We start from the raw sequence: 14,031 nt of genomic DNA, 5'->3' as shown, positions 1-14,031 counted from the left end.
GCAGGAGGCTATATTACCCCTTCCGCATTCCGGGTCCTTGCGCGCGGCCCTTTCCCCGCCGCATGGCGCGGTCCCGGCGCGCAACTGGCGAAAAACCCGCGCTCCGGCGCATGGAGGTTGGCTATGAGTCCCTTGCAGAATGCCGTCAGGACCGCCGAAGGCGTCGTCCTCAACGGCTTTGTCCTCTCCCCCTGCGTGGAGCAGTGCAACGGCTGTGACCGCGTGCGCGAATTTGAAAGCGAACAGTTCTGCTCCAGCTATCCCGATCCGGCCAGCAAATGGGCGGGCGGCCGCTGCAACTTTGCCACCCATGTGAAGGTGCAGACCTCCGCCGCCGCCAAGGTGAACCCGCTCAAGGCGTCCAAGCGCGCCGCCAAGGGCCGCTAGGCTATCCTGCCCGGCGCTTTTGTCCGGCAACGACGCACCGGCGTTTCGGGGCTGCTGACAACGTCAGCAGCCTTTTTTCCGTTTTCCGGCGGCGCGTGCCGCGCCCGATGCGCCGGAATGGCCGCCGCAACCTCCGGGAGGACCCATGCGCCAGTGTGACACGCTCATCCGCCATCTTCGCGCCCAGAGCGAACGGGCGGCGACCCTTCAGGCCGAGCTGACGGCCCTGCCCTCCCTGGGTCCGGAAAACGGCGGCCGCGGCGAGACGGAAAAGGCCGCCTTCATCGAGGGCCTGCTCGCCGCCTGCGGCATCACGGACGTGCGCCGCGTGGATTCGCCGGACGACCGCGTGCCCTCCGGCAGCCGGCCCAATCTTGTGGCGCGCGTTCCCGGCGAGCTTTCCCGCACGCTCTGGATCTTCGGCCATATGGATGTCGTTCCGGCGGGCGACCCCGCCGCCTGGACGTCAGACCCCTGGCGCGTGCGCCGCGAGGGCGACCTTATCTACGGGCGCGGCGTGGAGGACAACCAGCAGGCGGTCACGGGCATGCTTCTCCTCGCCGAGGCGCTGGCCGCCACCGGCGTGAAGCCTCGCCTGAGCCTCGGACTCGTCTTCATGGCCGACGAGGAATGCGGCAGCCGCCACGGTCTCGGCCATGTGCTGGAAACGGCGCCGGAATGCTTCGGCGCCGGCGACTGGTACCTGGTCCCCGACGCAGGCTCCCCGGAGGGCGACGTTGCGGAGGTGGCCGAAAAGGCCCAGCTCTGGCTCAGGATCACCACCACCGGGCGCCAGTGTCATGCCTCCGCGCCGGAGCGCGGGCGCAACGCCTTCCTTGCCGGGGCCGAGGCCGTCGTGGCCTGCCATGAGGGCCTGCGCGGCGCCTTTTCCCGGCGCGACCCCCTGTTCGTGCCGCCGGTCTCCACCTTCGAGCCGACCCGCCACGAGCCTGCTGTGGACGCCATCAACATCCTGCCCGGGCGGGACGTTTTTTTCATGGACTGCCGCCTGCTCCCCGACGTTTCCCCCGAGTCCGTCCTGGAGCGCGCCCGCGCGGCCGTGGCGGAAGTGGCGGAACGGCGCGGCGTGCGCATCGATGTGGATGTGGAGCACAGCCGGGCCGCCTCGGTCACGCCGACGGACCTGCCCGCGGACGCGCCCCTGTTCCCCGCGCTGGCGGCCGCCGTGGAACAGGTGTACGGGGTCCGTCCCCGCCCCGTGGGCATCGGGGGCGCCACCGTGGCCGCGCTGCTGCGCGCCCGCGGCCTTCCGGCCGTGGTCTGGTCGCGCATCTTCAATACCTGCCACCAGCCGGACGAGCGGGCCTCCCTCACCCATATCTGCGGGGATGCGGCCGTCTTCGGCCGTCTGCTCATGACAGATCCCGGGGCGTCCCATGCCTGATGCCGCCTTCGACTGCGTGGTGACCGGCGGCGGCCACGCCGGGTCCGAGGCCGCCATGGCGCTGGCCCGGCTGGGCTTTTCCGTCCTGCTGGTGAGCGGCAACCTCGACCGCCTGGGGCATCTTTCCTGCAATCCGGCCATCGGCGGCCTCGCCAAGGGGCATATGGTGCGCGAAATCGACGCCCTGGGCGGCATGATGGGGCTTTGGGCCGATGCCGCGGGCATCCAGTTCCGCACGCTGAACATGAGCAAGGGTCCGGCGGTGCGCGCCACGCGCGCCCAGATGGACCGCCAGGCGTATCAGGACGCGGTCAAACGCAGCCTCTACGGCCAGCCGGGCCTGACGCTCTGGCAGGATGAAGTCACGGACATCCTCACGGACCACGGCCGCGTCTCGGGCGCGCGCACGGCCCTGGGGCGGGAATTCCGCTGCCGCCACATCCTGCTCGCCACGGGCACCTTTCTGGACGGGCGCATCCATGTGGGGCTGACGCACCGCCCGGCGGGCCGCATGGGCGACGCGCCGGCCCTTGGCCTTTCCGCCAGCCTGCGCGGCCTCGGCATCACGCTCGGCCGCCTCAAGACCGGCACCACGCCGCGCCTCCTGCGCCGGTCCATCGATTTTTCGCGCCTGGAGGAACAGCCCGGCGACATGCCGCCGCAGGGCTTCAGCTTTCACGGGCCAAGACCGCCGCTGCCCCAGACCAGTTGCCACATCACCTGGACCAATGCGCGCACCCACGACATCATCCGCCAGGGCTTCGACCGTTCGCCGCTGTTCACCGGCGTCATCCAGGGCACGGGCGCGCGCTACTGTCCCTCCATCGAGGACAAGGTGGCCCGCTTTCCCGACCGGGAGCGGCACCATGTCTTCCTTGAGCCTGAGGGGCTGGAAAGCCCGGAGGTCTATGCCAACGGCATTTCCACGAGCCTGCCCCTGGACGTGCAGGAGTCCATGATCCGCAGCATCGCCGGGCTGGAGAACGCGGTCATGGTACGGCCGGGCTATGCCATCGAGTACGACTATGCCGACCCCGTCCAGCTCTGGCCCACGCTGGAGAGCAAGGCCGTGCCCGGCCTCTGGCTCGCCGGGCAGATCAACGGCACCTCGGGCTATGAGGAGGCCGCTGCCCAGGGCCTGTGGGCCGCGCTCAACCTGGCCTGCGCCGAACGCGGGAGGCCGCCGTTCGCGCCGGGGCGCGACGCCGCGTATATGGCCGTGCTGGTGGACGACCTCGTGACCCTGGGCACCGAGGAGCCGTACCGCATGTTCACCTCCCGCGCCGAGCACCGGCTGCTCCTGCGCGAGGACAATGCGGACCTGCGGCTCACGCCGCTGGGGCGCGAACTCGGCCTGGTGGGCGACGCGCAGTGGCGCGCCTTCACCGAGGCGCGGGAAAGCCGCCAACGCCTGACCGCCCGGCTCAGGGAGGCGCGCGTGCCCGCGGGGGAAGCCGCCGCGCCGGCCGGCGGCGGGCCGGGCCTGGAAGCGGGCCGGAGCCTTGCCGAGCTGCTGCGCCGTCCGGAGCTGGACCTCGGGCGCCTTCCTGACCTGCTGGCGGCGCGGGGCGGAGCCTGCGGCGAGCTGGCCCGGGAGCTTTCGCTCGCGCTGGAAGCCATGGACGCCAATGCCCGCTTCGGCGTGGAGGCGGACCTCAAATACGCGGGCTATCTGGCGCGGCAGGAAGCCCTGGCCGAGCGCTCCCGCGGGCTGGAAGGCACCCGCTTGCCCTTGGATTTGGATTATGCCAAAGTAAGCGGACTTTCCCGTGAGGTGGAAGAAAAACTTGCCCGCGTCCGGCCCGGCAGCCTGGGGCAGGCGGGCCGCATCTCGGGGGTGACGCCCGCGGCCGTGGCCTGTCTGGAGATCCATCTCCGCAAGCTCGGCCTCCTGCGGCGCCCCGACCGGGAAAAGGAATGCGAGGCGCGGTCCGTGCCCCCGCATACGGCATAGGCAGGACACGTCTCACCGTGCCCGCCGCCGCATGCGCGCAGGGCGGAGCGTACGCGGATCATACGTCCATGACGAATACCGGCGAACTGCTTCTTTCCGTCTTCTTCTTTCTGGCCCTGTGCGGCGCCTGGCTGCTCGTGCGTCTGCGGCGCGAGCGGCGCCGGGCCGACGACCGGCGCGCCCAGCTGCTCGACACGCTGGAGACCGCGCGCGAGCAGTTCGCCACCTTCGACCTCCGCCTCATTTCCGATTCCCCGGGCACAAACGGCCTTTCCGCCATCCTCCTCGACGTGGACGACCGGACCCTGCACCTGGAAGTGGCGGACTATGTGGACGAAGCCTGGAAGGGCCTGCCCGTGGACGCCTTTTTCCGCGTGGACGGGGAGGACGGGCCGGTCTTTTACGTCTTCCGCTCGGTCTTTCTCGACATCAGCCCCGATTTCGGCAAGGCGCGCGTCGCCGTCGCCCTGCCCGAGACCCTGCGCGTGGAAAAGAAGCGCCATTTCATCCGCGTCCGGCCCCAGGAGGACGCGGTGCGCGTCATCGGCGTCTGGGCGCTTCCCGAGGGGCTGCCGCTGCCGCGCTCCACGGAAGAGATCGGGCCGCCGCTCACCCATGCCATGCCGGGCATGGCGGAAAAGCCCGTCCAGGTGGAGGACATCTCCGCCTCCGGTCTGGCCCTGCGCTTTCCCGGCCGCGAGGCGGGACCGCTGCGCGAAATCGACAAGGGTTCGCACCTGCTCTGCCTGGTCGTCTATGTGCTGGATTGCTCGCAGGACAAGACCACGGCCTTCTGGTGCACGGGCGATGTGGTCAATGTCCGGTACAGCAGCGGCCCGCCGCCGGCCCGCATCCTGGGCGTGGAATTCACCAACTGGGCCGTCCTCGAGCAGGGCGGCAGCGAGATCCACTGGTCGCACAGCTCGCGCACCCGCGGGGTCAGGCCGATCCTCCAGTGGGTGGAGCGCATGGACAAAAAGCGCGCCCGCAGGGCATAAGGCCGTGCGCGGCCCGGACCAGCGCCTGGGGCGCCCGGCACGCCGCGCGTTTTTTCATCGTTACCCTGGAGGCAGTTTTGGACGGAGGCTCCGAAGGTCATAGTACCATCTGGTCGCGCCTGGGGCGCCTGTTCGGGCACGACAGCGAGGAATCGCTGGAAAAGGCCATCCTTGAAGCGCGCGCCGAAGGCGAGGTGGAACCCGAAGAGGAGTCCATGCTCCTCGGCATCCTGCGCTTCAACGATCTTCAGGTCCAGGACACCATGATCCCCCGCACGGACATCGACTGCGTGCCGGAAGACATGCCCCTGCCGGAGGTGGCCCGCGTCATCGTGGATTCCGGCCATTCGCGCATCCCGGTCTTCCGCGACACCCGCGACAACATGGTGGGCATCCTCCACGCCAAGGACGTGCTCCGCTGCCTGGTGGACACGGACGCCGCGCCGCCCGTCAGCGAGGTCATGCGCGAGCCTTTCTTCGTGCCCGAGACCAAATCCATCCGCACCCTGCTTCAGGAATTCCGGGCGCGCAAGCTCCACATCGCCATCGCCCTTGACGAATACGGCGGCACCTCGGGACTCATCACCATCGAGGACGTGCTGGAGGAGATCGTGGGCGACATCGAGGACGAGCACGACGCCCCGCGCCAGCAGGACATCCGCGCCGTGGGCGACCGCGTTTACGAACTCACGGGCCGCGCCCTGCTGGAAGACCTGGAGGAGCTTGGCGTCAACATCTCCTCGGACGAGGTGGACACCATCGGCGGCTACCTGAGCATGGAGGCGGGCCATGTGCCCGGCGCGGGCGAATCCTTCACCCTGCACGGCTGGACGTTCACCATCATTGACGCGGACATGAAGCTCATCCGCCTCCTGCGTATGGAACCCGCCGAAGATGCCGCCGCCATCCCGGAGGAAGCGCTGTGACAGGCTGGCGGACCCGCGGGGGCGCGGCGGGCCGCGCGCGGCCGTGACCCGCTCCCTGTCCCTGTCCTGGGCGGCCGCCGGGGTCCTCGGCCTCTGGCTCGGCTTTCCCAACGACCTCCTCGACGCGCCGCCGCTCGTCCTGCTCTGGCCGCTCTCGCTGGCGGCGCTCGGCCTGGGGGCGCCCGACGCCGGGGCGGCCTTTCGCCGGGGCTGGCTCGTCAGCCTCGCCGGCGGCACGGCCGCGCTGTACTGGCTCAGCCTCCCCGTCCATGACGTGGGCGGCCTCCCCTGGGCGCTGGCCCTGCCCTGCGCGGTCTTCATCGCGGCCTGCATCACCGGCGCGGGCGGCGTCTTCTGCGCCGCCGCCCGGCTCTGGCGCGGACGGCCGCCGTGGCGTCTGGCCGCGGCCCTTGCGCTGCTCTGGTATCTGCTCGAATACGCCTGCGCCCGCCTGCTGGGCTTTCCCTGGCTGCCGCTGGCCGGCGCCCTGGCGCCCTGGCCCCTCCTCGTGCAGACGGCGGACACGCTCGGCGCCTACGGCACGGGCGCGCTCTGGCTCTGGGCCGCCCTGCTCGCGCTCTTCTGCCTGCCATATCCGGCGGGCATGGACACCGGCCCGCCGCGCGCGGCCCGCTTCTTCCCCGGCAGGCTGGCGGCCGGCGCCGCGCTGGCCGCGCTGACGCTCGGCTACGGCCTGTGGCGCCTTGACGCGACGCCCCTGGAAACGGCGCCCCAAGGGCCTGGCAGCATGGCCGTCCTCTTTGTGGAAGGCAATGTGGACCAGGGCCAAAAGTGGCTGCCGGCCATGCAGCGCGAGACCGTGGATCTGTACTGCGCCCTCACCGAGCGCGGGCTGGCGGCCCTGGCCGGTCCCCCTGCCCCGGGCGCCCCGGCCGCGCCTGATGCCGCGGCGCAACGGCCGCTCGTCATCTGGCCCGAGACCGCCCTCCCCTTCTTTTTCCAGACGCACCTGCTGGCGGCCCGGGTGCGCGGGCTGGTCCAGCAGGAGCAGGCGCCCCTGCTCTTCGGCGCGCCCGGCGTGGAGCGCCGCCCGGCAGCCGCGTCCTCCGCGCCGGGGACGCCCCCCCCGGGACCGGACATCTTCAACCGCGCCTTCCTGCTCGCGCCGGACGGCCGCCTCATCGGCTGGTATGACAAGGAGCACCTCGTGCCCTTCGGGGAATACCTGCCCTCCTGGCTCGACTGGCCGTTTCTCGAGGCCCTGCTCCAGGGCGTGGGCGTCTATGCCGAGGGCACGTCCGCCAGCCCCCTGCGCTACGGCGACCTTGCCCTTGGCATGCTCATCTGCTATGAGGGAATATTCCCGTGGCTCGCCCGGGAGCGGGTGGCGGCCGGCGCCAACATCCTTGTGGACATCAGCAATGACGGCTGGTTCCGGGGCACGCCCGCCTCACGCCAGCATCTGTATCTCACCGTCCTGCGCGCCCTTGAGCAGAACCGCTGGCTCCTGCGCGGAACCAACACCGGCATTTCGGCGGTGGTGGACACGCGTGGCCGCGTGACCGTCAGGGGTCCCCAGTTCCGCGCGGGCACGCTGGCGGCCCGCGCCCGGCTCAACGAAACGCCGAGCCGCTACAACGCGCTTGCGCCCTGGCTGCCGCTTGCGGCCGTTCCGGGCCTGGGAGCGCTGACACTGCTCCGCACAGGCCGGCGACGGAACGACGCCACACGCGCCTGAGAAAAGCCCGGCGCCTGGCGTCCGCCCGCCAACGCGGACACCGCGCGAATTTTTGCACTCAGCCATGAGGAGAAGCCATGCTCCAGCTTAGCGATCTGCGTGCGGCCTGCGGGCCGCTGACCCAGCGATTCACCAGCCTCTGGGGGCGGCTTTGACGCCGCTGCCGACCAGAAGCGCCTTGCGGACATCGAGTCCGAACTTGCGCGGCCCGGCGCATGGGACAAGCCCGAGGCGCTGACGCCGCTGCTGCAGGAAAAACGCCGCCTCGAAGACGAGATCGCCCGGCTTTCCGCCCTGAAAAAGGCCCACGACGACATGGAGGAATGGCTCCTGCTCGCCACGGAAAGCGGCGACGCCGGAGAAGCCGAGGCCCAGGAGGCGCTCGAATCCCTGTCCGCGGCGCAGGGCGACCTTGCCGCGCGCCTGGACGAGACGGAACTGGTCATGCTGCTCTCCGCCGAGGAGGACGGCCAGGACGCCATCCTGGAGATCCATCCCGGCGCGGGCGGCACCGAATCCCAGGACTGGGCGGAAATGCTCCTGCGCCAGTACACCCGCTGGGCCGCCCGGCGCGGCTTCGCCGTGGAGGAACTCGACTACCTCCCCGGTGACGAGGCGGGCATCAAGAGCGTGACGCTGCGGCTCTCCGGGCCGCATGCCTATGGCTTTCTCAAGAGCGAGCGCGGCATCCACCGCCTGATCCGCATCTCGCCCTTTGACGCTTCCGGGCGCCGCCACACCTCCTTCGCCTCGGTGGATGTCATGCCCGACGCGGGCGACGACATCCAGCTCGACATCAAGGAATCCGACCTGCGCTTCGACATTTTCCGTTCCAGCGGTCCGGGCGGCCAGAGCGTCAACACCACAAGCTCGGCCGTGCGCGTCACCCATCTGCCCACCGGCATTTCCGCCCAGTGCCAGAACGAAAAGTCGCAGCACCACAACAAGGAATCCGCCCTGCGCGTGCTCAAGGCCCGGCTCTACAACATGGAACTGCAAAAACGCGATGCCGAGCGTCAGGCCCAGTACGCGGGCAAGGACGCCATCGCCTTCGGCAGCCAGATCCGCACCTACACGCTCCAGCCGTACCGCCTCGTCAAGGACCATCGCACCGGCACCGAAGCCGGAGATGTGGACGCGGTACTCGACGGGCGCATCGACCAATTCCAGCACGACTACCTTCTGTACCGCCATGAACAAGAACACCACTGATCCGCAGGCGCTCGCCCGCGAACTCGGCGACCTGCCGCGCAGTCTCTCCGGCAAGGGCGCGCCCCCGGCCGCGCCGCAGGCCCTCGCGCCGTCCCGGGACACGGCGAGCGCCCCCGACGCGGCCCACAAGGCCCTGCTGGTGGCGCGCGTGGTGCGCGGCTTTTCCCATGAAGGCTGGCAGGAGTTCTGCCGCGCCTATCCCCTGAGCCAATGGTACGCCCTGCCCGTGCCCGACGAGGTCGTCACCGGCGTCCGCCTGGCCGACCTGCGCGCGGACCCGGCCTGCGCCGAGCCGCCCGTGCCCGGCGATGTTCTTCTGGGCGCGCTGGGCAGCTCCATGTTCGCCGCCCAGCTGGAGCGCGAGCTGCTGCGCCTTGCGCGCGCCGGCGGCGGCCTGAGCCTTGTGGCTACGGCCGTGGCCGAACGGCGGCGGCTGGCTACCGCCCTCGGGGACGGCACCGTCGCCCGGCTGGAACGCCTCCTGGGCGAGACGCTCCAGGGCCTGCTCGAAGCCTGCGACAGCCTCGGCGCCGGGGCGCCGGGGCGCTATGTCATCCTCTTGCCCGGCATGGGCCAGCTCAGGACGCGCCGCTTCATCGAGGCGGCCCAGGCGGCCTTTGCCGAGGCCGCCCGCCCCTTTTTCCCCACCGGGGGCATCACCGCCGGCAACGGCGCCGCCTGCGCCCTGGGCGTGGTCCATGTCAGCCGGGAACGGACGCCCCACGCGCAGGAACTTCTCCGGCGCGCCGAGGCCGCGCTGGAAGCGGCGCTGGCCCAGGACGAGGGCTACATCCATCAGGAAACTTTCGGAACAGCGCGCCAGGGGGAGACCCTGGTCCATTCCGGGGAAAAACGCTTTCTCTTTTTCGGCGGAGACTCCAAATGAACACGACCTTGAGCGTTGCCGTGCTCAGCGGCAAGGGCGGCGTCGGCAAGACCAACCTCACCCTCAACCTGGCCTGGGCGCTCCATGGGCAGGGCTTCAAGGCGCTGCTCATGGATTGCGACATGGGGCTTGCCAATCTTGACGTCCTGCTCGGCATCACGCCGGAAGGCAATCTTCAGGATGCCCTGCTCGGCGGGCGCGGCCTGGCCGAAGTGCTCCACCCGGTGGCGCCGGCGGGCTTCGACGTGCTGCCCGCGGCCTCGGGCGTGCCCGAACTCAACGACCTCAGCCCGGACCTGCGCGCCGCCCTGCTCGAACGCCTGGAGCCGCTGCTCGGCAACTACGACTATGTCTTCATGGATCTGGGCGCGGGCATTTCCGAGACGGTGCAGGCCTTTGCCGCCCTGGCCGCCGTGCGCGTGGTGGTCATCACGCCGGAACCCACGTCGCTCACGGACAGCTATGCCCTCATCAAGGTGCTCAATGCCCGCTTCGGCCTGCGCGACTACATGGTGGTGGTCAACCAGGCGACATCCGCCCGGGAGGCGCAGTCCGCCTTCGACAAGCTGAAGGGCGCGTGCGCCCACTTTCTCCAGTTCGAGCCGGTCCTGCTCGGCCATGTGCGCATGGACAAAAAGCTGCCCGAGGCCGTGTGCCGCCAGCAGCCCCTGCTGGCCTATGCGCCCGGTTCCCCGGCGGCGCAGGACATCCAGGCGCTTGCCGGCCGGCTCCAGCGGGTGCGCCTCTCCATGCTCGACTGGCTCGGCAAGCGCGGCGTGCTTCAGGGGCAGGAGTAGGCCGGCCCGTATTCCACACAGGCCAGAGCCAGACCGCGCGGCGGCGCCGTGGGCGCGGCCACGGCCGCGCGGTCAGCCGCGGCCAGAAGCGCCGGGACGTCCCCGGGCGCCAGCTTCCCCCGGCCGCAGGCGGCCAGCAGCCCGGCCATGTTCCGCACCATCTGCTTGAGAAATCCGTTTGCCGTGACCCTGAGCCGCAGCAGGGGCGCATGCGGCGGGTAAAACTCCTGCGGCGGCAGCGTCTCCAGACTGGCGGCAAAAATGCAGCGCACGCTGCCGCGCGTTTCCGAGCCGGCATTCCGTAGCGAGGCGAAATCCCGCTCGCCCAGAAAATGGGGCAGCGCCGCCCGCATGGCCGCCGCATCCAGCGGCCCGCACGCCCAGACAAAAGGCGCGAGCAGGGGCGGCACGAAACGGGTTTCGCGCCAGAACTGGTAGATATAGGTCTTGGAGACCGCATCACGGCGCGCATCAAAGCCGGGCGCCGCCGCATCGGCCGAAAGGATACGCACCGCGGGCGGCAGCACGGCATTGAGGGCGTGGCGCCAGTCAAAGCCCGGACGGTCGGGGACATCGCAATGCGCCACCTGCCCGTGGGCATGGACGCCCGCATCCGTGCGCCCCGAACCGAAAACGCGCACGGACCCGCCCGTCAGCCGGGCCAGCGCCGCTTCCAGCGTACCCTGGACGGTTGGGGGCGGCTGGGGCTTTTCCTGGATCTGCCAGCCGCTGAACCCCGTCCCGTCATAGGCCACCAGAAGTTTGAGGCGCATTATTCCGGCATCCGCATACGGGTGATCATTTCCGTGAACTTGGCCGTCTTGGCGGGATTGGTATAGGTAAGGATCTCGCCGGACTGCTTGGGCGCCATGCCCGAAAGGATCCGCACGGCCACGCGCTCGTCCATGTTTTCCATGGCCTGGGCCGCCATGCGCGGCTTCATGTTGGCGTACATCATGATGAGGTTGCGGATCTTCTTGTCTTCCAGTTCGCGCGCCTCGCGGATCATGTCCTTCATCTTGTCTTCGGCGTTCTGGAGGTCCTTGAGGCGCTGGTCCATCTGCTGGCGCAGCATGAGGATGTCCTGCTGCTGACGGGCCAGCTCCTGCGCCTTGCCATTGGGATCGGCCGCCGGCGCCTGGGGCGTCACCGTGGGCGCGGGCGCGGGCCAGGTGGCCGAGGGGTCCGTCCGGGGCAGGGCCGGCAGGGGCGATGCGTCCCGCGCGGCGGAGGGCGCGAGGTTCGGCGTGCCCTGAGCCGCCTGACCGGGAACTTCAGCGGCGCGGGGCGGCAGGGGCGAGCCGTCCGCCGACTGGCCGCGGGGGATGCCCGCGGGGATGGGCGCGGCCCCGGGCAGCGCCGTGGGACCGCCCATGGCGGCGGGTCGTCCGTCCAGCGGAGCCAGCTGCTCGGCCGGCGCGAACGGCGATGTTCCCCGGGAGGACGGCGGCGTGGTCGGCACCGGCATGTCCAGCGCCGCGGCATGAGCCGCCTGGGCGCTCCCGAGGCCGGGAATGGGCAGGGAGGTGAGGTCGAGCAGATCCCAGAGGCTCACGCCCTCGCCATCATCCGCGCGCGACGCTGACGTCTGCGGCGCGGGAATGCCCGCCGCCACCAGCGGCGAACCCAGGGGGGGCGGTGTGGGCAGCGCAGGGCCGTTCAGCGCCCCCGCGGCGCCTGGCGCGGCAAAACCCGCGGACACCATGCCATCGGCGATCACCGGCGCGGGCAGGCCGGACGGGCTTGCGCCCGCGCGGGGCCTGGGCCTGGCCGCGGCGGCAAGCTCGGCGGCTTCCGCGCCCTGCGGCTGGGCATCCGTGGCGCTCGCGGCGGAAACGGACGGCGCGCCCGTGGACGGATCCTCCGGCGCGGCGCTCCCCTCAGGAGCCACGGCCGCGCCCACGCCGCCGTTCTGCGCCAGCAACGCCGCCTCCAGCCGTCGGCTGCTTTCCCCGGCATCCGGAACGACGGACGACTGCCCGGCGCTTCCCCAGCCGAGCCAGCGCGGCAGCGGCACGTCAAAAAACGCCAGCCCCAGGGCGGCCACCTTGAGGCAGCACAGGGCGACCAGACAACGGACCAGCCTAGAAAGCCGAAGCCTTGTAGCGGAGTGTCGAGATTTCGTCATTGAAATGCTGCTCCTGAAGCCGTTCCGCGTGCAGGTACTGGGATTTTTGCCGCTCTTTCAGCTTTTCAAGCAATTTGCGTTCCATGGCGCGGGCCGCGAGCAGGGCGCGCGCCTCTTCGGCCAGTTGCTCCTGCATGCGGCACTGGAGTTCCGCCATGGCGCGATCGCTGCGCAGTCCCTTGAGATACTGCTCGTGCAGCCAGCGCTCACCGTTCTGGAGCAGGCCCATACGCGATTTTTCCTCGGCGCGGGCCAGCTCGTCGAGCACGGCATCAAGGCGTTCCCGGCTCTCCCGCAGCCTGCGCTCGGCATCGGCAAGGCGAACCTTGGACTCTTCCTCGAGCTGGGCGCGGTAGTCCAGCACTTTCTGCATCTTGAAGCGAAACGGCATGTCTGCCCCACCCTTGCCGACCATGCGCCACGCGGGCCGCGCCCCGTGCATGGGCGACCCACGGGCAGTTCCGCAGCCCCGGAACCACAGATCGACTCGCGCCAGAATATTGCAAGGACCGCGCCACTTCACCGCATATGCCGCGTCCGAAGGTTTCGCGGGCATCCACGGGACGCGTTCCCCACGGCGCCGGCGCGGGTGTCAAGCCTCCGTCACGCAGGCAAAAGCCCGGCCGCGTGATCGACGGGTCCGCAGCCCTTGCCGGGCGCATACGCCGCCCGCAGGGCGCGGTTGAGGAAACGCTGCGCCCCGGCAACGGCGGCCTCCAGCGGCAGGCCCTTGCCCAGTTCCGCGGCGATGGCCGCCGACAGCGTGCAGCCGGTGCCGTGGTTGTTGGTCGTCTCCACCCGGGCCTGGGGCAGGAACTTCGGCTCCATGCCGGGGCGGCAGAGCACATCCGTGACCACCACCGCGCTTTCCATGTGGCCGCCCTTGATGAGCACCGCCTTCGGCCCCATGCCGAGGAGCTTTTCCCCGGCGGCGGCGGCGTCTTCCAGCGATGCGATGCCAAGACCCGTGAGCATCTCCGCCTCGGGCCGGTTGGGCGTGAGCAGGTCGCAGCCCGGCAGCATCTCTTCCCGCAGGGCGGTGACGGCGTCTTCCTCCAGCAGGCGGCTGCCGCTCTGGCTCACCGAGACCGGGTCCACCACCAGCGGAAAGCGTCGCCCGCGCAGGATGGGCGCCACGGCCCGGATGATGCCCGCGGAAAAGAGCATCCCCGTCTTGGCCGCGGCCACGGGAAAGCCCTCGAGCACGGTGTTCAGCTCCAGGGCCACGAATTCCGGTTCCGGCGCGTGGATGCCGGTCACGCCCAGGCCGTTCTGGGCCGTGAGCGCGGTGATGACGCTCATGCCGTAGCAGCCGAGGGCCATGATGGTCTTGAGGTCGGCCTGGATGCCGGCGCCCCCGCCGGAATCGGACCCGGCGACGGTGAGGATATTGGGAGGCGAAAGGGGCATGGCGACTCCGTAGAGCGGTTTGGTAATGAAATCATCCAAGCCGCTCTGGTGACTGCGTTAGCTGTCACCCGCGCCGAATAAGCGTCCAGACCGCGTTCTGGACGCGAAATGGCAGGCGGCGTCGCGATTGAAAATGGCTATTTTCAATCGCAATATACTCTAGGGTCTGGACCTATTAATGTGACCGCTGGCTTGGGATGTGGCAGCTTGTGCAATGCCACAATCATCC

Annotated in this window: 13 protein-coding genes; 9 read left to right on the top strand and 4 right to left on the bottom strand. The window is 70.1% G+C overall.

From position 1 onward, the window contains the following. The first annotated feature begins 123 nt into the window (after nucleotides 1-123). The 9 genes from QZ294_RS06995 (at nucleotide 124) to QZ294_RS06955 (ending at nucleotide 10,264) form a co-directional block, all read left to right on the top strand. Complete coding sequence (locus tag QZ294_RS06995; protein ID WP_297048344.1) at nucleotides 124-387, top strand: PxxKW family cysteine-rich protein; 264 nt, start codon at nucleotides 124-126, stop codon at nucleotides 385-387. A gap of 145 nt (nucleotides 388-532) precedes the next feature. Beyond that, nucleotides 533-1,792 carry a M20 family metallo-hydrolase gene (locus tag QZ294_RS06990; RefSeq protein ID WP_297048342.1) on the top strand — a complete coding sequence of 420 codons (1,260 nt, stop codon included), beginning with the start codon at nucleotides 533-535 and terminating at the stop codon, nucleotides 1,790-1,792. Next, entirely contained in the window at nucleotides 1,785-3,746 is a 1,962-nt protein-coding gene (mnmG, locus tag QZ294_RS06985; RefSeq protein ID WP_297048340.1) for a tRNA uridine-5-carboxymethylaminomethyl(34) synthesis enzyme MnmG, read from the top strand. Before QZ294_RS06990 ends, mnmG begins: the two co-directional genes overlap by 8 nt. A gap of 68 nt (nucleotides 3,747-3,814) precedes the next feature. Then, nucleotides 3,815-4,744 (top strand): PilZ domain-containing protein, encoded by a 930-nt coding sequence (locus QZ294_RS06980; RefSeq protein ID WP_297048338.1) that lies wholly within the window; start codon nucleotides 3,815-3,817, stop codon nucleotides 4,742-4,744. A gap of 77 nt (nucleotides 4,745-4,821) precedes the next feature. Further along, complete coding sequence (locus QZ294_RS06975) at nucleotides 4,822-5,670, top strand: hemolysin family protein (protein ID WP_297048336.1); 849 nt, start codon at nucleotides 4,822-4,824, stop codon at nucleotides 5,668-5,670. A gap of 43 nt (nucleotides 5,671-5,713) precedes the next feature. Beyond that, the gene (gene lnt, locus QZ294_RS06970) at nucleotides 5,714-7,369 is read left to right on the top strand and encodes an apolipoprotein N-acyltransferase (RefSeq protein ID WP_297048333.1); all 1,656 of its coding nucleotides are present in this window, start codon (nucleotides 5,714-5,716) and stop codon (nucleotides 7,367-7,369) included. 77 nt (nucleotides 7,370-7,446) lie between these two features. Continuing rightward, a protein-coding gene (gene prfB, locus QZ294_RS06965; protein WP_297048331.1) for a peptide chain release factor 2 occupies nucleotides 7,447-8,581 on the top strand; the annotation gives its coding sequence in 2 pieces (ribosomal slippage) (nucleotides 7,447-7,521 and nucleotides 7,523-8,581; 1,134 coding nt in all). Next, entirely contained in the window at nucleotides 8,562-9,467 is a 906-nt protein-coding gene (locus QZ294_RS06960; protein WP_297048329.1) for a GGDEF domain-containing protein, read from the top strand. Before prfB ends, QZ294_RS06960 begins: the two co-directional genes overlap by 20 nt. After that, entirely contained in the window at nucleotides 9,464-10,264 is an 801-nt protein-coding gene (locus tag QZ294_RS06955; protein WP_297048327.1) for a MinD/ParA family protein, read from the top strand. Before QZ294_RS06960 ends, QZ294_RS06955 begins: the two co-directional genes overlap by 4 nt. Here QZ294_RS06955 and truA read toward each other — a convergent pair. From truA to thiD, 4 genes are all read right to left on the bottom strand, one after another. Beyond that, on the bottom strand, nucleotides 10,249-11,037 hold the full coding sequence (truA, locus tag QZ294_RS06950; protein WP_297048325.1) for a tRNA pseudouridine(38-40) synthase TruA: 789 nt from the start codon (nucleotides 11,035-11,037) through the stop codon (nucleotides 10,249-10,251). The two genes, QZ294_RS06955 and truA, sit on opposite strands and share 16 nt — an antisense overlap. Beyond that, nucleotides 11,037-12,392, bottom strand: coding sequence for a hypothetical protein (locus tag QZ294_RS06945; protein ID WP_297048323.1), 1,356 nt, complete (start codon nucleotides 12,390-12,392; stop codon nucleotides 11,037-11,039). Before QZ294_RS06945 ends, truA begins: the two co-directional genes overlap by 1 nt. Continuing rightward, entirely contained in the window at nucleotides 12,349-12,783 is a 435-nt protein-coding gene (gene fliJ, locus QZ294_RS06940; RefSeq protein WP_297048321.1) for a flagellar export protein FliJ, read from the bottom strand. Before fliJ ends, QZ294_RS06945 begins: the two co-directional genes overlap by 44 nt. A 212-nt stretch (nucleotides 12,784-12,995) precedes the next feature. Continuing rightward, nucleotides 12,996-13,802 (bottom strand): bifunctional hydroxymethylpyrimidine kinase/phosphomethylpyrimidine kinase, encoded by an 807-nt coding sequence (gene thiD / locus QZ294_RS06935; RefSeq protein WP_297048319.1) that lies wholly within the window; start codon nucleotides 13,800-13,802, stop codon nucleotides 12,996-12,998. Between the last annotated feature and the right edge of the window lie 229 nt (nucleotides 13,803-14,031).

The sequence above is a fragment of the uncultured Desulfovibrio sp. genome (genome assembly GCF_910584445.1).
Taxonomy (GTDB): Bacteria; Desulfobacterota; Desulfovibrionia; order Desulfovibrionales; family Desulfovibrionaceae; genus Desulfovibrio.
This window is presented reverse-complemented; position numbering and strand designations above follow the sequence as displayed.